This is a genomic window from Pararhizobium polonicum, assembly GCF_001687365.1.
Classification (GTDB): Bacteria; Pseudomonadota; Alphaproteobacteria; order Rhizobiales; family Rhizobiaceae; genus Pararhizobium; species Pararhizobium polonicum.
Map to the genome: position 1 here is coordinate 233,709 of NZ_LGLV01000010.1, position 17,802 is coordinate 251,510.

Consider the following 17,802-nt stretch of genomic DNA (forward strand, 5'->3'; position numbering starts at 1 on the left):
TCCCTTGTGAGAAAATAATGTCTATAGAATAAGTCTATTAACGGCCGTGCCGAGAAAGGAATTTCCAAAGAAGGTGGCCGTGCCGGAAAACTTGATGTCCTGCGCGCGCCATCAGGCATTGTTGCGTCCAAGCCCGTAGGTGAGCGCGAGCGCTCCCACCAGCACGGCGCCCTTGACGAAGTCCTGCGTGTAGTAGGGCGCATTGAGCATGGTGAGGCCATTGAGCAGGACGCCGACGAAGACGGCGCCGACGATGGCGCCGAGAACGTTCGGCCGGCGCTTTCCAAGCACCGCGAATCCGATCAGCGCCGCGGCGACGGCATCCATCAGCAGCGAACCGCCGGAGGAGACATCACCGCGCCCGACGCGGGCGGCGATGACGATGCCGCCAAGCGATGCGAGCGTGCCGGAGATGACATAGGCAAGCACCTTCAACCTTGCGGTCGAGGCACCGGCCAGCCGCGTCGCCACCTCGTTTCCGCCCGTGGCAAACAGCAGGCGGCCGATACGGGTGTGCTCGGTCAGGACATACAGGGCGATGGCGACGAGAGCCATCAGCACGACGGAGACAGGGACGGTGCCGAACAGGCTGGCGCGGCCGATCAGCAGGAATGCGGGATCGTAGGCGCCGGTGGCTGTCGTTCCATCCGGCAGGATCAGCCCGGCGGAGATGGAGCGGCCGGCGGTCGGGATCAGCTGCAGGCCGGAAAGGAGAAACATCATCGACAGCGTGGCGAGAAGATCGGGAACCTTGAGACGGACGATCAGGAAGGCGTTGACGAGGCCGACAAGCGCGCCGAAGGCAAGCACCAGCGGCACGGTCGTAACGGCATCCAGCCCCCAGACGATCATCGCGTAGCTTGCCGCCATGACGCTGGAGGCGGCAACCGCGCCGATCGAAAGGTCGAAGCCGCCGACGGCCAGCGTGACGGTGACGCCCGCGCCCAGAATCGCAACCACGGCAACCGCCTGAAGAATGCTCATCAGGTTGCCGATATTGGCGAAGGCGGGTTCGGCGGCGGTAAAGCCCAGCAGGAGCGCGGCCAGCAGGATGAAGACGGCGCCGGATCGAAGCGCGGCGCTGAGGCTGGAAAGCCAATGGATTGTCTCGCCCTTTGCCGTGGCGCTGCGCGCCGGCGGAGACAGGCTTTCGTCATTGATCGAGGTCATGCGTGAATTCCTTGGGAAACGGCAGATGGCCCGTGCGGCGCCGGGACGAGGCTGTGATGGTCGATGACGAGGATGCGGTCGGCGACCTCGTACGCCTCTTCCGGGTCGGAGGTGGCGATCAGCGTGGCGCGGTCGCTCCGTCCGCGGATCGCCTGGATGATGTCGTGGCGGGCGCCGACATCGACGCCCTGGAACGGTTCGTCGAGCAGCAGAAGGCGGCTCGGCTCGGCTTCCCAGCGGGCAAGCACCACCTTTTGCTGGTTGCCGCCGGAGAGCGAGGCGATCGGGGCCTGCGGGCCGGATGCCTTGATGCGCAGGCGGGCTATGGCCTTTTCCGCCTCGCGTTGCTCCCGGCCGCCGAACAGCAAGCCATGCGGATACCATTTGGCGAGGTGCGGAAGGCTGATGGTGGCCGCCAGCGAACTGCCCGGCCAATTCGCCGGCATCAGCGAGGAGCGATGCCGGTCCTCTGCCGCCATGGCGACCCCGGCTGCAATCGCCTGAGCCGGCGTTTCCGGTCGGTGAGCCTGTCCATTAAGCAACATATGGCCGGACGCAAGGCGGCCAGCGCCGAAGATTGCCGACAGGAGGCGGCTTTTCCCCGCTCCGAGCACGCCGGTGATCGCAACCACTTCACCCGTATGAATGGCGAGATCGAAGGGAGTTGAATCCGGCAGCAGCCGTGCGCCGCGCATTTCGAAAACAGGCGCGCCCCCGGCAATCCGGATATCCGGTCGTGCCGATTGCAGCTTGCGGCCGATCATCGTTTCGATCGCGGCGGAAAAATCGATGGGTCGCCGGAACGCGCCGGCAATCACGCCGCCGCGCATGACCAGCGCCCGGTCGGCGATTGCTTCCAGGTCGGCGGTGCGGTGCGAAATGTAGAGAATGGCAAGGCCGCCATCGCGCAGGCGCTTGAGAATATCGAACAGGCGGCGGCTTTCCTCGATCGACAGGCTCGCGGTCGGCTCGTCGAGGATGAGCAGTTCCGCCTTGTTGGCAAGCGCGCGGGCAATGGCCACCAGCTGTCGGTCGGCAGCGGACAGATCGGCGAAATCACGGTCCAGCGGCAGCTCGAACCCGGCGGTGTCAAGGATTGCCCGGGCTTGCCGCCGGATGCCGGAACGGGACACGAAAAAGGGCCGGCCGCGCTCTGCAAAGCGGGTGAGCAGCAGCGTATCGGCGACGGAAAGCCCCGGAGCGCCAACCAGGTCGGTCGATTGATGGACGGTAACGACGCCGGCAGCGGCGGCCTCGGCGGGGGTTCGGGGCGTATAGGGCTGCTGCTTCAGGGTGATCGTGCCGCTACCGGCCGGCAGCACGCCGGAAAGGATCTTCACCAGTGTCGATTTGCCCGCGCCGTTCGCTCCCATCAGGGCGACGATCTCGCCGGCATCGATCGTCAAGGTCGCGCCGGAGAGCGCGCGGGTGGGGCCGAAACTGCGGCTGAGCGCATCGATGTGTAGCAGCGGCATGGGTCGGCATTCCGATATCGTTATTGTCTATATAATTTGTCATATATTTGGGATTGGCGACAGCCGTATGGGGAGAACAGCTTTGCGAAGTAGTGGCAGCCGGGGCAATTTCTTTGCGGATGGCCGGGCTGCGGCGGAATGTTCGCGTGGAGCCTCCGCACATCGGTGACGCCCATTCGCTTCGGCAAAACTTTGCCGTGCAGGTTGGTTTCGGCGAAACAGCATTCTCCCTGACCGGTGAAAATGGCATCAATTACTCTATTAAATTTATGGATTGAATATCTAATAGGCGATGCGTCCCGAGGAGGGCAGGCAGCCGCCGGGAGACGCGACCGATTGTCCTCAGAAGGAATGCGTTCCATGAAATCCCTTTTCCGTCTGGCGGCAACCGCCGCTCTTATTCCCTTTCTCTTTGTCTCCGCCGCCAAGGCCGAAGGCATTGCCGGTGCGCCCGCCCCATTTGACAAGGGCGGTGTGAAGCTGGCGCTGATCAGCTATATTTCGGCCGGTGATTTCTTCCAGGCCTATCAGGCCGGCGCAGAAGCGCAGGCCAAGGCACTCGGCATCGATCTCAGGGTTTTCCCCGGCCGTCAGGACGCCGCCGAGCAGCGCGAGCAGATCCTGCAGGCGATCAATCTCGGCGTCGAAGGGATCGTCGTCGATCACGGCGTTCCGGAATCGCTTGGCGATGTCGTGCAGCAGGCGCTCGACAAGGGCATCAAGGTCGTCGCCTTCGACGTCAATCTCAACAATCCCAAGGTGCCGCAGGTCGAGCAGAGCGACCACGCGCTTGCCAAGCAGGCGCTTGAGCAGGCCGTCAAGGACAATGGCACCAGTTTCAATGCCGGTTATGTCTATGTCGCGGGCTTTGCGCCGCTCGATCGCCGCAACGAGGTCTGGGATACGTTCAAGGCGGAAAACAAGGGCGTCGTCGAGAAGGCACGCTTCGGCAATGTCAGCGATACGACGGCAACCAGCACCGCCGATCAGGCCAAGGCCGTGCTGCGGGCCAATCCTGACATCACAGTCGTTTTTGCGCCCTATGACGAATTTGCCCGCGGCGTGAAGCTGGCGGCGGCCGATCTCGGCATTTCCGACAAGCTCAAGATCTATTCGGCCGATGTCTCGACCGCCGATATCCAGGAGATCGTCGAGGAAGGAAGCCCGTGGGTGGCAACTGTCGCGACCAATCCGGCCGTCGTCGGCGCCGTGTCGATCCGGGCCGCAGCGCTCGAAATCGCAGGCCAGGAGGTTCCCCGCCAGATCACCGTCGAGCCAACGCTGCTCACCCAGAAGAGCCTGCGCGAAGCCGGCGTCAAGTCGATCGAGGAACTGGCGGCCAAGGTCCCGGCCTTCAGCGCCAGCGATGCGGTGACGGCCAGCTGGATCCCGGCCAAGCTGTTCTGAGCATTCAAGTATCGGCGGCGGGGCCGATCGTGGCGCCGCCGCCCTCCTTCTTCCAGAAACCGGAGTTTTTCCAATGAGCCAATCCAACGTCGTCTATGCGGCCGGTCTCGGCGTGACGCGGGACAGCCTGTTTGCCAGCGCCAGCGAGATTTCAGCCGATCTCTCGGCCCGCGCGGCGGATCTCGACAGGGAAGGCCGTCCGCCCATCGGCGAGATCGTCAAGCTGAAGAAGGCCGGCCTGCTCAATGCCCTGCACGCCCGCGAGATCGGCGGCGCCGGGCTCGACTGGGCCGATGGCCTCAAGCTGGTGCGCATCCTGGCGCGCGGGGAAAGCTCGATCGGCCAGCTGCTCGGCTATCACTATGTCAACAGCCAGTCGATCTACTGGTCCTTTGCCGATCAGGCGCGCGCCCAGGTGCTGGGCGTCGAAACCGTGGCGCAAAACCTCTATTGGGGCGCGGCGGTCAACCCGCGCGATCCCGGCCTGACGCTGACGCGCCGCGGCAGCGGCTATGTGCTGAACGGCCGCAAGTCCTTCTCCACCGCCGCCCGCGTGTCCGATTACATCAACGCCAATGCGACGCTCGACGGCAAGATCGCCAATTTCGCCGTGCCGACCGATCGCCCGGGCTATGTCGCCAATGACGACTGGGACAATATCGGCCAGCGGCTCTCCGATTCGGGCAGCGTCGAATTCCATGATTTCCCCGTCTACGACGAGGATTTCGTCGGCCCGCCGGCCGATGAAAACGACCTGGCACCGGTGCTGGCAACGTTCAACACGCCGCTGATCCAACTGGTCTTCGTGAATTTCTATCTGGGGGCTGCCGAAGGCGCGCTGGCCGCCGCCGTCGATTATGTCCGCACCACGACGCGACCGTGGATCACCTCCGGTGTCGAGAAGGCATCGGACGATCCGTATATTCTGGAGCGTGTCGGCGAGTTTACGGCGTCCCTGAAAGCCTCGGCTGCCCTGGCCGACAGCGCGGCTCTGGCAGTGCAGACGGCCCTGGCAAAGGGCCGGGACGTGACGGCGCGGGAACGCGGCGAGGCGGCGGCGGAAGCCTATGCGGCCAAGGTGCATGCAACCCACGTGGCGCTCGACATCACCGCGCGCGTCTTTGAAATCACTGGCGCCCGTTCGACGGCCGAGAAATATCGCTTCGACCGCTTCTGGCGCAACGTGCGCACCCACACGCTGCATGATCCGGTATTCTACAAGGCCAGGGAAGTCGGCGAATTCGTCCTGAACGGCACGATCCCGGTGGTGAGCCTGTATAGCTGAGAGGACGACGAAGAAGCCTTGTCCAACCCAATATCAGGGGAGTTGCAGGGCAGAAACGACGGCATCGGACTATGGGGCAGCCGCTGCTAAATTCAGAAAACTCTTGCAGACGACGCGGTCGTCAAGGATCGCCTTGTCTGCAAACGATAGAGATAGTTCGCAGCGGAGACCGGCTCAGTTGTTGCGCTGGATCGAAAGCTTCCCAAATAAACCGCTGCCGGTTGGCCGAATTGTTTTCCATTGATTGATTGTAGCCGGCCATCCGGGTTGACGAACGGTCCTCAACCCGGATGGCAATCTGGATATCCGGGCCAGACCATAGGGGCTGTTGATCCGCTTATGGGGCAGCAACGACGGGGCTACGCACACTCCGTTGTGCCAGGTGATTTTGGTGAAATGGGGTCGTTCCGGCCCTAACTCTACAAAGCCCCGTTTTTCGGCGGCTTCACCCCGTTCAGGTGATAATTGCCGACGACGTGGGATTTCCAGCGGATCGGATCATGTAGGGTATGGGTCCGGGCATTGCGCCAGTGGCGGTCGAGGTTGAGGCCGATGCGGGTGGCCGATGTTCCTGCAAGTTCGAACAGCGTGGTGGCAGCGGCAAGCGCAACCTCCGTCGTCAGCACCTTTGCCGCCGCGACCGATAGCGTGGCGTCGATGACATGGGCCTCGGTCGGGTCCATCTGCGCGACATCGACCTTGCGGCCGGCCCGTTCGATGATCGCCGCCGCGGCTTCGATCCGGATGGCGATGTCGCCGATTTTGGCGATGGTCAGCGGGTCGTCCGAGGCGCGCTCGACGCCGGCATCCATCCAGGGGCGGCTCTGGTTTTTCACGAAATCCACGGTTTCGGCGAAGGCGGCGCGGGCAATGCCGAGGTCGACGCCAGCATGGATGATCTGGCCGACCGAACCGATCGTCGTCGGCCGCTCGAAACCCTTGTGATGGAAGACGATGGCGTCGGCGTTGACATAGACGTTGTTGAACACTGTCGTGCCGCTGCCGGTGGTGCGCTGGCCGAAGCCGTCCCAGTCGTCGATGATCTCGACGCCTTCGGTGCCCTTGGCGACGAAGGACATGGTGAGGTGGTCCTCTGGATCGAGCGCGAACACGGTGATCCAGTCGGCAAACAGCACGCCCGTCGAATAGAATTTCCGGCCGTTGACGCGGTAGCCCGGTCCTTCAGGGGTGATCCGGGTGTTGTAGTCGCCGACGGTCTTCGTACCGCGTTCGGAAAGCGCGTTGCCGAAGCGGTCGCCGGCCAGTGCGCGGCCGAAGAAATAGCGCTTCTGCTCCTCGCTGCCATCGACGCGCAGAGCCTCGAGGATATAGAAATGGTTCTGCGGGATCTGGCCGATCGAGGCATCGGCTTCCGCCAGGATGGCCGTGACCTCGGCCAGCACCGCGTTGGAGACATCCAGCCCGCCATATTCTGCGGGAACGGTGATCGCCAGCAGTCCCGACCGCGCAATCTCGTCAAGCTCGCTGTAGGGCAGGGTGCGCTCGGCGTCACGGTTGGCGGCGCGGGTCGCAAAATCGGCGGCAAGCGTCCGGGCGGTCTCGATCGCTTCGAAATCGCTGCGGAGATGATCGGCCGTCTGCCGGATATGAGGCTGGTACTGCAAGAGGGTTTCCATCGCGCGCTCCGATTTTTTGCACGGACCATGGGTGGAAGAAGTCGAGCGGAAAGATAAGATTATAATTTCTATAGATCGACTGGACTAAGAAAAGTCTTTCCTTAAAGCCGGTTTTGCACCGCCTTTGGTGCCTGCGCCTGCAAACGCCCGGCAATCACCGAGGCGACGAAGGCGGCATGATCCGTCACCTGCGGCAGGCCCATGAGTTCGCCGAACGTGCCGCGCGCCAGGGGGCCGGCGATGAGCAGCGAAGGGGTGACGCCCGCGACCGGACCGATGGCTTCGGAATTGCGGGTGCAGGAGAGCCCGAGACCGGTCGGGTCGAGTTCGAGATAGCCGTTTTCGGAAAGCTCGGCGAGAAAAGGCTGGCTGGCGAGAATGCCGCCATGCCCCGGTCCGGTGGTGACGACGACGGCGTCGTAGGTTTTCTCGATGGTGTCAGGGCTTCGCCGCAGGCGAAGCGTGCAGTGGATGTCATGGTTTTCGACGCGACTGGCCGCGACGGATCCGGCGAGAATGTCGAGGCGTCCTTCGGCTATCGCCTTGTCAAGCGCCGCTTCCACCTGCGGTGCAACGCGGAAACGGTGAACATCCCAATAGGGGCGCAGGTGGCGGACGATGCGCTGGCGTTCCACCAGCGGCAGAACCTGCCAGAGCGCCTGACCCTGTGCCCGCACCTGATCGATGACGCCGTGCCAGGTGAGGCCATCCGACGTGGCCTGCCGGATGGCACTGCGAATGTTTTTCAGAAGTGTCCGCGCCGTGAAGGCCGGATTCGCGAGAAAATCGCCCAGCGGCTCTTGCGGAACAGGCGCGTGCCCCCGCGACCGCAGCCCGCGGCGCGAGACCGCCGTGATCGGGCCCTTGTGGCCCTTGAGTGCCAGCGATGCGATCACATCGGCCGACGTCAGGCCGTTGCCGACAACCAGCACCCGGTCTGACGGGCGAATAGCGTCCAGCGCGCCGGCCTTGGTCGGATCCGGTACGAAACGGGGATGATCCTTTAGCAAGGCCTGAAGCCGGCCCGGCGCCACCGGCGGCGGATGGCTTGTGGCGATGACGACGATATCGGCCAGGGTCTGCGCGCCGTCATGGCCGATGATCGACCAGCGTTGGCCCTCGCGCCGCAGATGGGCGACAGTGGAGCGGTTATGCCGGACAGTGCCGTTGGCAACAAGCGGCTGCAGCATGGCGTTGATATAATCGCCGAACACGCTGCGCTGCGGAAAGAGATTGCCGTCCGGCCGCAGGGCATCGGGATCACCGGCTGTTGCCGCCCGTTCCTCGATCCACCGCAGGAACTGATCCGGCTGGTCGCTGAGCAGGCTCATGCGCGCGGCAGGTACGTTGATGCGGTGGGCGGGCTCGGCCGTGTCGTAGGCGAGCCCCTTGCCGATGCTCTCGCGCGGCTCGAAGACGATGATGTCCGGGGCCGGACTTTGACCTGTCTGCGCAAGATTGAAGGCGGTAGCCGCGCCCGAGACGCCGCCGCCGATGATGGCAACCACCGGCCGGTGGTCGCGCGGCTGAGCGGGTTCTGCGCCCGTGGCAGACAAGGTCATCGGATTGACGATCAATTGGTTCACGACACCTCACCGCCAGGCCGCTTCGGATAGTCTACAGTTTTTATCAATATTAAGCGGCGGTCAAGCCCGTAAGTTTTCGTGCTGACGACGGGTGCCGGACCTGCATTAGGATGTCTCGTCCAGGGCCTGAAGAACCCGCCGCAGCAATTCCTCTTCGTCCCAGACACCATGGCGATATAGCGTCAGCACCAGTGCCGCCACCGGGTCGTTTGCGTCGCTGTCGGCGGATATGCCGCGGGCCGCCCGGGCGGCATCGAAGACCCGCTGGCACAGCTCCACATGACGGGGGAGCATCGGCTCGTTGCTCCATTTTTTCATGCGTCGTCTCCTGCCGTCTGCTCGGTACGATATGCCTGGTTCCGGCAGGCAGCGACGCGCCCGCAGCGGAAACCGGCAGGGCAGGCGTCTGCCGATGGCGTCCGCATTGCCTTGGGCGATACGAGTGACGATGGATTGTGGCGGTTTTTCTATCGGTGCGGCTGGCGATCGGGCCGGGATCAGGCAGGCCCCGTGACCGCGGCTGGATCCAGCATCGGCACGGTGGCGTTCAGATCATTGCGGGCATATTTGATGGCAAGGATGCTCAGAATGGAACCGACGATCACGAAGACAACGGCGCGCATGGTTATCTGCATTGCACTTTTTCCTGTTTAAGCATCCGTGCAAACGTGCAGATCGCCAGGTTGTTCCAAAGGGTGATTGCAATGCATGCGCTCCGTGTCCGGGACGAACGCTTTGGCTTCCGCTGGTGCTATACAGCGAAATGCGTGGTGATTCGATGGCTGAACGGATTTAAAACGAACCGCTGAGACCGGCATGGGCAAGCAGGCATGCGACGGCCAATGTCAGGCGCGCCGGCGAGCCAAGACGCGAGCGATCGCCGGCTACGGCAAACAGCAGCCCAAGCGCGACGATCGTTCCGCCGATGCCTGGGCTATTGCCGCTGAACGCCATGGCCATCGCCGACAGGTTGACGGTGCTGGCAAGGGTCGTGGCGGGCGACAGAAGAACGGTCCGGTCCGTCGCCTGCGAGAAGATTTGCCGGAACCGGTGCCAGCTGAAGCCGATGGCAAGGCTGAGGGCCAGTGCGGAGATGAGATCCATCGGCATCATATCGCCCGGGCTTGAGGGTGGCCGTATTCCAGCTTGGCTTCGTCTGCCGTTTGCGTGCTCGATCGCGCCTGCGAAAAGGCCCGGCCGACACCGATCAGGATCGGGTTGTCGACACCGATTTCTTCGACGGCCTCTGCAAGGTCATGCAGCGTGCCGATCCAGCGCTTTTCATTGTTGCGCGTGACTGCGCTCATGATGACTGCTGGCGTCTCGCTCTTCATACCCGCGGCCAGAAGCCTGGCGCGAATCTGCCCCGCGGTGCGGCCGCCCATGTAGAAGATCGTCGTGGTGCGGGGCTCGGCAAGGTTCTGCCAGTCGAGGTCGGTGGGAAGATCGCCAAGGCGGGAATGGCCGGTAACGAAGCGCACCGCCTGCGCGTGGTCGCGGTGCGTCAGCGAGACGCCGAGCCTTGCGGCCATGGCGCTGGCGGAGGTAATGCCCGGCACGATATCGACGGGGATGCCTTCCTGTTCGAGACAGGCGATTTCCTCGCCGGCACGGCCGAAGATCATCGGGTCGCCGGATTTGAGCCGAACGACGCGCTTACCGGCCTTGGCCAGCGCCACCATCGTGGCGTTGATGTCTTCCTGCTTGCAGCTCGTCCGGCCACCGCGCTTTCCCACCAGCATGCGCTTTGCCTCGCGGCGGGCCAGCTCCAGCACCTCGTCGGAAACCAGATCGTCGAACAGGATGACGTCGGCGGCCTGCAGCGCGCGCACGGCCTTCAATGTCAGCAGTTCCGCATCGCCGGGACCGGCGCCGACGAGGGTCACGCGGCCGATGGACGATTTTGCGTTTTCACCAATGCGTCCGGCATCGGAGATCAGATCGGATTCTGTGTCCGTTTCGGGGGACGCGCCAAATGCGCGATCGACGAAATTTTCCCAGAAGGCCCGCCTTGGCGCACCGGGGCTTATCTTCTCATTGACCCTGTCGCGAATGGAATGCGCCAGCGCGGCCCAGGATTTCAGCGACGGCGGCAGCAGCGTTTCGATGCGGCGGCGGATGGCCTGGGCGAGGATCGGGGCTGCGCCGTCGGTGGAGATGGCGACGACGACGGGGGAGCGGTTGACGATCGAGCCGAACTGGAACTGGCAGTATCTCGGTTTGTCGATGACGTTGACCGGGACGCCAGCCTTGCAGGCGGCATCGAAGAAGTCTGCTGCGGCCTCTTCGTCCGCACAGTCGGCGATCGCGATGGCTGTCTTTTCGAACGTGGCAGCGTTCCATTCATGAGGGTGATGGACGAACCGGCCATTTTCGGATTCCGAACCCTGACGGATAAGATTGCCAAACGTCTCGCTCAAGTCTTCCGCATAGACATGGACCTCGGCGCCGCAGGCGGCCAGCAGTTCAGCCTTCCAGGCGGCTGCGTCCGATCCGCCGGCGACAACGGCACGTTTTCCGTCGAGTGCCCAGAAGACCGGCAGTTTGGCAAGCGGTGCCATGCGGGCAGGGGTGGTGGTTCGGTCACTCGGCAGCAGCTGCAAGACATCCATCGATGATCCCCCTGATTTCCGCGCGGCACGAGCCGCAATTGGTTCCGGCGTTCAAGTCTTTGCCGACCGCTTCGACGCTGTGACACCCACCGCGCACAGCCGCGACGATCTGGTTGACGCCGACGCCGAAGCAGGAGCAGACGGTGGCGCCCGGGTCCATGCGGCCGGCGCCGGGGCGTCCGGCAACGACGGCGAAGCGTCTGGCGAGCTCGGTATGTCGGACGGTGAGCTGCTCGATCGCCCAGTTGCGGGCGACGGCGACGGGCCGGCGGGCGAGGAAAAAAGCTGCGAGCAGCCGCTCGCCGTCGAAGAAGGCGAGGCGCAGGTCGCCGGATTGCGCGTCCGCATAGCCGAGCGGTTCGATATGATCTGGAATGCCGAAATGAGTGCGGCACCATGCGGTCCAGCTGTCCGGTGCCGCATCGAAGGCGAGTTCCAAGCGCCAACCGCTGGCTGCTTTTGCCAGAGCCCAGTAAACGCTGTCGAGGTTTTGCGGCTTGGCGAAGGAGACGGCAAAACCATAGCTTTCCACCTTCAGCGGCCGGGCAGCGACGGCGACATTCTTCGAGGCCGGCTGTCCGGAAATCGGATCGGTGAGCGGCGCAACGACGGCGTCGATGCGTGCCTTGGCGGCGAACTGGTCATTCCAGTGCATCGGCACGAACAGGCTGCCGCGCGCCTGCCGGTCGGTGACGAGGGCGCGCACCACGGCTTTGCCATAGGGGCTTTCGATCTCGACGAGACCTGCGCTGGCAACGCCGATCTCCATGGCGTCACGCGGGTGGATTTCGGCGAAGGGCTCGGCGATATGGGCGGAGAGCCGGGCGCTTTTGCCGGTCCGCGTCATCGTGTGCCACTGGTCGCGGATGCGGCCGGTGTTGAGTGTCAGCGGGAAATCCGTGCTGGTCCGGTCTGAGACAGGCACCTCGACGGCAATGAAGCGGGCCTTGCGATCGGCATGAAAAAAGCCGCCTTCACCGAAGAAGCGCGTGATCTGCGCTTGTGTGTTTTCCGATTGCGGCCATTGAAACGGTGTCAGTGCATCATAGGCATCGGCATCGATCTGCCGGTGGGCGCCGATATCGAAATCGCGGCTGCCGTTGTTTTCGAACGCCGAAAGCCCGGCATGTTCTGCAAAGACATCCGCTGCGGACGGAAAGGAAAATTCGCCTGCAAAGCCCATGCGGCGCCCGACTTCGGCCATCTGCCACCAGTCGGCCTTGGCCTCGCCGGGCGCTTTGAGGAAGGCGCGCTGGCGGGAGATGCGGCGCTCGGAATTGGTGACCGTGCCGTCCTTTTCACCCCAGCCGAGCGAAGGCAGGAGAACATGAGCATATTGCGTCGTGTCGGTTTCCTGCAGGACATCAGACACGACGACGAAAGGACAGGCCGCAATCGCGGCAGCGACCGCATCGGCGTCCGGCATCGAGACGACCGGGTTGGTGGCCATGATCCAGAGCGCCTTGATCCGGCCGTCGGCGACGGCTCGGAACATGTCGACGGCCTTCAGGCCGGGCTTGCGAGCGATATCAGGCGATTGCCAGAAGCGCTGGACGCGGTCGCAGTCCTCGGGATTTTCGATGGCCATGTGGGCCGCCAGCATATTGGCAAGGCCGCCAACCTCGCGTCCGCCCATGGCGTTCGGCTGGCCGGTCAGCGAAAACGGCCCCATGCCCGGACGGCCGATGCGGCTGGTTGCCAGGTGACAGTTGATGATGGCGTTGACCTTGTCGGTGCCGGAAGCGGACTGGTTGACGCCCTGGCTGTAGCAGGTGACGACCTTTTCGGTTTCCTCGAACAGGCGGAAGAACTGCCGCAACTGCATGGAGGGCAGGCCGGTTAATTCCATCAGGTCCGCGATGCTGAGGGCCGAGGCGGACGCAAAGGCCTCTGCGAAACCATTGGTGTGCGTGCCGATGTAGTTCTGATCGATCGCGGCAGTACCCGCGAGGTGAGCCAGCAGGCCCATGAAAAGCGCCACGTCGCCATCCGGGCGGATCGCCAGATGCAGGTCGGCGATATCGGCCGTCATCGTCCGGCGCGGGTCGATGACGACGACCTTCATGCTTGGCCGGGCGGCCTTGGCGGCGGCGAGGCGCTGGTAGATCACCGGATGGCACCACGCGAGATTGGAGCCGGTGAGGATGACGAGATCGGCACGCTCGATATCCTCGTAGGTGCCGGGAACGGTATCGGCGCCGAAAGCGCGTTTGTGTCCGGCAACGGAGGAGGACATGCAGAGGCGCGAATTGGTGTCGATATTGGCGGAGCCGATGAAGCCTTTCATCAGCTTGTTGGCGATATAATAGTCCTCCGTCAGCAACTGGCCGGAGACGTAGAAGGCCACGGAATCCGGGCCATGTTCTGCGATGGTTTGCGAGAAGCGGGCGGCGACGAGGTCGAGCGCCTCATCCCAGTTCGCCCGTTCTCCGTTGATCTGCGGATGAAGAACCCGGCCGTCGAGATCGATGGTTTCGGCGAGCGCCGAGCCCTTGGAACACAGCCGCCCGAAATTGGCCGGATGGTCGGGATCGCCCTTGACGCTGACTGCGCCGGTGTCGTCGATTTTGGCGATGACGCCGCAACCGACGCCGCAATAGGGGCAGGTGGTCCTGGTTTCAGTGGACATGAGCGTGCCTCCACTGGCTCCGGCATTCGTTGCAACCACCCCCCTCTGTCAGCTTTGCTGACATCTCCCCCTCAAGGGGGGAGATCGGGAGCCTGCCGCGCCGTTCGTGTCCTCCAACCGCAACGCGCATCTTCCAGACGCTAAAATTGCTGTACGAGGCAGCGGCATATGCCGTCCGATCTCCCCCCTTGAGGGGGAGATGTCCCGAAGGGACAGAGGGGGGTGTTCCTTGCTCCATCGCTGCTATTCCGCCGCCATCATCAGGCTTTCGAGCGCGATGGAGAGCGCACCATTGTCATTGCGCACCGGGATCGTCCGCACTTCTCCCTCGTCGGCACCCAGCGCCTTGCCGGTTTCCAGCGAAATCACCCAGTTGTGCAGCGGGCAGGTGACGGCCGTTCCGTGAACGATGCCCTGGCTCAGCGGTCCGCCCTTGTGGGGGCAGTGATCCTCAATGGCGAAGACTTCGTTTTCGGCCGTGCGAAAGACGGCGATCTTGCCTTGCTGCGTCTTCACGCAGCGCGCGCCGCGCAACGGGATGTCGGAGATATCGCCGATTGCGATCCAGTTCATGTGTTCGTTCCCTTTACTCTCTGAATATGCGGCGGCATCGGTTCCTTTACCCTCCCCTTGAGGGGGAGGGTCGGCGCGAAGCGACGGGGTGGGGTGACCTTTCATGTCGAGCAACGGATCACCCCCACCCGCGACTTCGTCGTGACCTCCCCCCTCAAGGGGGAGGTAATCATTCCGCAGCCTCCGGATAGCCGACCGTCGCCATCGGGCGGAACTCATGCTTGTCCTTGCCGGAGACGCGCTCCGACCAGGGATCGACCTGGGCGAATTGCTGGGAGAAGACGAAGCGCTCGTAATAGGCCTGGCGCTTGTCGGCATCGCCCATGATCTGGCGGCGGATTTCCTCGAGACCGATGCGTTTCGCCCATTTGTAGATGCGCTCGAGATAGCGGCCCTGCTCACGGTACATCTGCGTCAGCGCCACGATGTAGTGCAGTGCCTCGTCCTCGGTCTTGACGAGGCCGAGTATTTCCGTGCCCTTGATGTCGAGACCGGCGGCACCGGCGAAATGGATCTCGAAGCCACTATCGACGCAAATGACGCCGATATCCTTGCAGGTCGCCTCGGCGCAGTTGCGCGGACAGCCGGAGACGGCAAGCTTCAGCTTGGCCGGCGTCCAGGAGCCCCACATGAACTTCTCGATGCGGATGCCGAGCCCGGTCGAATCCTGCGTGCCGAAGCGGCACCAGTCGGAGCCGACGCAGGTTTTCACGGTGCGCAGGCCCTTGGCATAGGCCTGGCCGGAGATGAAGCCGGCCTTGCCGAGATCGGCCCAGACGGCGGGCAGGTCTTCCTTCTCGATGCCGAGCAGGTCGATACGCTGGCCGCCGGTCACTTTCACCATCGGGATGTCGAACTTGTCGACCACGTCAGCGATCGCCCGCAATTCGCCGGAATTGGTGACGCCGCCCCACATGCGCGGCACGACCGAATAGGTGCCGTCCTTCTGGATATTGGCGTGGACGCGCTCGTTGATGAAACGCGACTGGTAGTCGTCGGCATACTCATTCGGCCAGTCGCAGACGAGGTAGTAGTTGAGCGCCGGCCGGCATTTGGCGCAGCCGCACGAGGTCTTCCATTCCAGCTCCTGCATGACGGCGGGAATGGTCTTCAGCCCCTTGGCCTTGATCAGGCGGCGCACGTCGTCATGGCCGAGATCGGTGCATTTGCACATCGGCTGCACGGCGGCCGGATTGTAGGCGTCGCCCAGCGTGATGGTCATCAGCTGCTCGACAAGGCCGGTGCAGGAGCCGCAGGAGGCGGATGCCTTGGTATGGGCCCGCACGTCGTCGAGAGACGTCAGCCCCTTGCCGGTGATCGCACCCGTGATCTTGCCCTTGCAGACGCCGTTGCAGCCGCAGATTTCCGCATCATCCGGCAAGGCTGCAACGGCCGCCGTAGGGTCCAGCGGAGACCCTCCCTGGTAGGCCTGGCCGAAAATGAGCGTTTCGCGCATTTCGGAGATATCGGTGGCTTTCTTCTTCAGGTCGTTGAACCAGGCGCCATCGGCGGTCTCGCCGTAGAGCACGGTACCGATGATGCGGTTGTCCTTCAGCACCACCCGCTTGTAGACGCCCGCGGTGGCGTCCCGCAGCACGATTTCCTCGCGGTCCTCGCCTTCGGCAAAGTCGCCAAGCGAGAAGAGGTTGATGCCGGTGACCTTGAGTTTCGTCGGTGTGTCCGAATGGACGAAGGCCGGAGTGCGGTCGCCGGCCAGATGCGCTGCGGCGATCCGCGCCATTTCGTACAAGGGGGCGACGAGCCCGTAGACCATGCCGCCGACTTCGGCGCATTCGCCCAGTGCCAGAATGTCGCCGTCCGAGGTCTGCATGCCGGAATCAACGACGATGCCACGGTTGACAGCAAGGCCTGCTTCCTTGGCAATCGCCGCATTCGGACGGATACCGACGGCCATGACCACGAGGCTGGCCGGGATGATCGTGCCATCGTCCAGCTCGATGCCCTCGACCTTGGTCGTGCCGACGATCTGCCTGGTATTGGCCTTGGTGACGACCTTGATGCCGCGTTCCTCGAAGGCGCGCTGCAACAGGTAGCCGGCCGCCGGATCGAGCTGGCGGTCCATCAGCGTCGGCATGACATGCAGCACGGTGACGTCCATGCCGCGCGAATTGAGCCCCGCCGCCGCCTCCAGCCCGAGAAGGCCGCCGCCGATGACGATGGCCTTTTCCCGCGACTGGGCGGCCAGCAGCATGGCTTGCACGTCATCGATGTCACGGTAGGTGATGACGCCGGGCAGATCCTTGCCGGGAACGGGGATGATGAAAGGCATGGAGCCGGTGGCGATCACCAGCTTGTCGTAACTTTCGGTGACACCGTGATCGGAGGTGACGGTTTTTGCCGCCCGGTCAATGGCGACGATCTTGTGACCCTTGTAGAGCGTGATGCCGTTTTCGATGTACCAGCCGTCGCCATGGATGACGATCTGCTCGTAGGTCTTCTCGCCCGACAGCACCGGCGACAGCATGATGCGGTCGTAGTTGACGCGGGGCTCGGCGTTGAAGATGGTGACGTCGTATTGGCCGGGGGCCTGTTCGAACAGATGCTCCAGCATGCGTCCGGGCGCCATGCCATTGCCGATGATGACGAGTTTCTGGGTCATGCCGGTCACTCCGCGGCTTCGACGAAGCGGTGCCGTTCGTAAAGGAACTTCAGCACGGCCTCGCGGCATTTGAGATAGGTCCGGTCCGAGGCAAGCTCGATACGGTTGCGCGGCCGGCCGATCGGCACGTCGAGCACTTCACCGATGCAGGCAGCCGGGCCGTTGGTCATCATCACGATTCGGTCGGAGAGCAGCACGGCCTCGTCGACGTCATGGGTGATCATCAGCATGGTGTTGCCGAGGCGAAGATGGATTTCCATCACCGCATCCTGCAGATGTGCCCGGGTCAGCGCATCGAGCGCGCCGAAGGGCTCGTCGAGCAGAAGAATCTTCGGCTCCATGGCAAGGGCGCGAGCGATGCCGACGCGCTGCTTCATGCCGCCGGAAATCTCTGACGGCCGCTTGTCCTTGGCATGGGCCATCTGGACGAGGTCGAGATTGGCCATGACCCAGTCGTGGCGTTCCGTCTTGCTCTTCGTCCTGCCGAAAACCTTGGAGACGGCGAGGTTGACGTTTTCATACACCGTCAGCCAGGGCAGCAGGCTGTGATTCTGGAAGACGACGGCACGTTCCGGACCGGGCGCGTTGACCTCCCGGTTTTCCAGCAGCACCGCGCCGGAGGAGACCGGCGTCAGGCCGGCAATGAGATTGAGTAGTGTCGATTTTCCGCAGCCGGAATGGCCGATGATCGAGACGAACTCGCCCTTGGCGATCGTCAGGTTGATGCCCTTCAGCACTTCGGCGCGCTGACCGCCCCGGTCGAAATGCTTGTCGATATGATCGAGCTTGAGATAGGCGCTCATGACAG

General features: G+C 63.5%; 15 protein-coding genes. 3 read left to right on the forward strand and 12 right to left on the reverse strand.

Going from position 1 to position 17,802, the window contains the following annotated elements; genetic code table 11:
• Window positions 1-111: 111 nt before the first annotated feature.
• A complete protein-coding gene (locus ADU59_RS17315) occupies window positions 112-1,170 on the reverse strand; it encodes an ABC transporter permease (protein ID WP_068955383.1) in 1,059 nt (352 codons plus the stop codon).
• The gene (locus ADU59_RS17320; protein WP_068955384.1) at window positions 1,167-2,645 is read right to left on the reverse strand and encodes a sugar ABC transporter ATP-binding protein; all 1,479 of its coding nucleotides are present in this window, start codon (window positions 2,643-2,645) and stop codon (window positions 1,167-1,169) included. Before ADU59_RS17320 ends, ADU59_RS17315 begins: the two co-directional genes overlap by 4 nt.
• A gap of 53 nt (window positions 2,646-2,698) precedes the next feature.
• Here ADU59_RS17320 and ADU59_RS30280 point away from each other — a divergent pair, with 53 nt between their 5' ends.
• The 3 genes from ADU59_RS30280 (at window position 2,699) to ADU59_RS17330 (ending at window position 5,337) form a co-directional block, all read left to right on the forward strand.
• Window positions 2,699-2,923 (forward strand): hypothetical protein, encoded by a 225-nt coding sequence (locus tag ADU59_RS30280; RefSeq protein ID WP_139093187.1) that lies wholly within the window; start codon window positions 2,699-2,701, stop codon window positions 2,921-2,923.
• A gap of 82 nt (window positions 2,924-3,005) precedes the next feature.
• Window positions 3,006-4,052: a substrate-binding domain-containing protein gene (locus tag ADU59_RS17325; RefSeq protein WP_068955438.1), complete on the forward strand. Its 1,047-nt coding sequence runs from the start codon at window positions 3,006-3,008 to the stop codon at window positions 4,050-4,052.
• Between the two features lie 73 nt (window positions 4,053-4,125).
• Entirely contained in the window at window positions 4,126-5,337 is a 1,212-nt protein-coding gene (locus ADU59_RS17330; RefSeq protein WP_068955385.1) for an acyl-CoA dehydrogenase family protein, read from the forward strand.
• Between the two features lie 419 nt (window positions 5,338-5,756).
• Here the strand turns inward: ADU59_RS17330 and ADU59_RS17335 are convergent, their stop codons facing one another.
• From ADU59_RS17335 to ADU59_RS17375, 10 genes are all read right to left on the reverse strand, one after another.
• Window positions 5,757-6,974 carry an SfnB family sulfur acquisition oxidoreductase gene (locus tag ADU59_RS17335; protein ID WP_068955386.1) on the reverse strand — a complete coding sequence of 406 codons (1,218 nt, stop codon included), beginning with the start codon at window positions 6,972-6,974 and terminating at the stop codon, window positions 5,757-5,759.
• Window positions 6,975-7,075: 101 nt separating this feature from the next.
• Complete coding sequence (locus ADU59_RS17340) at window positions 7,076-8,536, reverse strand: FAD/NAD(P)-binding protein (protein ID WP_068955439.1); 1,461 nt, start codon at window positions 8,534-8,536, stop codon at window positions 7,076-7,078.
• 129 nt (window positions 8,537-8,665) lie between these two features.
• A complete protein-coding gene (locus ADU59_RS17345) occupies window positions 8,666-8,878 on the reverse strand; it encodes a hypothetical protein (protein ID WP_068955387.1) in 213 nt (70 codons plus the stop codon).
• A gap of 179 nt (window positions 8,879-9,057) precedes the next feature.
• Complete coding sequence (locus ADU59_RS30655) at window positions 9,058-9,195, reverse strand: hypothetical protein (RefSeq protein WP_158515732.1); 138 nt, start codon at window positions 9,193-9,195, stop codon at window positions 9,058-9,060.
• 157 nt (window positions 9,196-9,352) lie between these two features.
• Entirely contained in the window at window positions 9,353-9,664 is a 312-nt protein-coding gene (locus tag ADU59_RS17350) for a hypothetical protein (protein ID WP_139093188.1), read from the reverse strand.
• A gap of 5 nt (window positions 9,665-9,669) precedes the next feature.
• Window positions 9,670-11,172, reverse strand: coding sequence for a siroheme synthase CysG (gene cysG, locus ADU59_RS17355; RefSeq protein WP_068955388.1), 1,503 nt, complete (start codon window positions 11,170-11,172; stop codon window positions 9,670-9,672).
• Window positions 11,144-13,801 (reverse strand): nitrate reductase, encoded by a 2,658-nt coding sequence (locus ADU59_RS17360; RefSeq protein WP_068955389.1) that lies wholly within the window; start codon window positions 13,799-13,801, stop codon window positions 11,144-11,146. Before ADU59_RS17360 ends, cysG begins: the two co-directional genes overlap by 29 nt.
• Before the next feature lie 243 nt (window positions 13,802-14,044).
• A complete protein-coding gene (gene nirD / locus ADU59_RS17365; protein ID WP_068955390.1) occupies window positions 14,045-14,374 on the reverse strand; it encodes a nitrite reductase small subunit NirD in 330 nt (109 codons plus the stop codon).
• Window positions 14,375-14,543: 169 nt separating this feature from the next.
• Entirely contained in the window at window positions 14,544-16,994 is a 2,451-nt protein-coding gene (gene nirB / locus ADU59_RS17370; protein ID WP_068955441.1) for a nitrite reductase large subunit NirB, read from the reverse strand.
• A 5-nt stretch (window positions 16,995-16,999) separates the two neighbouring features.
• Entirely contained in the window at window positions 17,000-17,797 is a 798-nt protein-coding gene (locus tag ADU59_RS17375; RefSeq protein WP_068955391.1) for an ABC transporter ATP-binding protein, read from the reverse strand.
• Window positions 17,798-17,802: the final 5 nt, after the last annotated feature.

Excerpts from the sequence above, each read along its gene's own strand:
- ADU59_RS17375 (WP_068955391.1), bottom strand. The coding sequence starts at position 17,797 with ATGAGCGCCTATCTCAAGCTCGATCATATCGACAAGCATTTCGACCGG.
- ADU59_RS17335 (WP_068955386.1), bottom strand. The coding sequence starts at position 6,974 with ATGGAAACCCTCTTGCAGTACCAGCCTCATATCCGGCAGACGGCCGAT.
- nirD (WP_068955390.1), bottom strand. The coding sequence starts at position 14,374 with ATGAACTGGATCGCAATCGGCGATATCTCCGACATCCCGTTGCGCGGC.
- ADU59_RS17325 (WP_068955438.1), top strand. The coding sequence starts at position 3,006 with ATGAAATCCCTTTTCCGTCTGGCGGCAACCGCCGCTCTTATTCCCTTT.
- ADU59_RS17315 (WP_068955383.1), bottom strand. The coding sequence starts at position 1,170 with ATGACCTCGATCAATGACGAAAGCCTGTCTCCGCCGGCGCGCAGCGCC.
- ADU59_RS17345 (WP_068955387.1), bottom strand. The coding sequence starts at position 8,878 with ATGAAAAAATGGAGCAACGAGCCGATGCTCCCCCGTCATGTGGAGCTG.
- cysG (WP_068955388.1), bottom strand. The coding sequence starts at position 11,172 with ATGGATGTCTTGCAGCTGCTGCCGAGTGACCGAACCACCACCCCTGCC.
- ADU59_RS17340 (WP_068955439.1), bottom strand. The coding sequence starts at position 8,536 with ATGACCTTGTCTGCCACGGGCGCAGAACCCGCTCAGCCGCGCGACCAC.
- ADU59_RS30655 (WP_158515732.1), bottom strand. The coding sequence starts at position 9,195 with ATGCAGATAACCATGCGCGCCGTTGTCTTCGTGATCGTCGGTTCCATT.
- ADU59_RS17360 (WP_068955389.1), bottom strand. The coding sequence starts at position 13,801 with ATGTCCACTGAAACCAGGACCACCTGCCCCTATTGCGGCGTCGGTTGC.
- ADU59_RS17350 (WP_139093188.1), bottom strand. The coding sequence starts at position 9,664 with ATGGATCTCATCTCCGCACTGGCCCTCAGCCTTGCCATCGGCTTCAGC.
- ADU59_RS17330 (WP_068955385.1), top strand. The coding sequence starts at position 4,126 with ATGAGCCAATCCAACGTCGTCTATGCGGCCGGTCTCGGCGTGACGCGG.
- nirB (WP_068955441.1), bottom strand. The coding sequence starts at position 16,994 with ATGACCCAGAAACTCGTCATCATCGGCAATGGCATGGCGCCCGGACGC.
- ADU59_RS17320 (WP_068955384.1), bottom strand. The coding sequence starts at position 2,645 with ATGCCGCTGCTACACATCGATGCGCTCAGCCGCAGTTTCGGCCCCACC.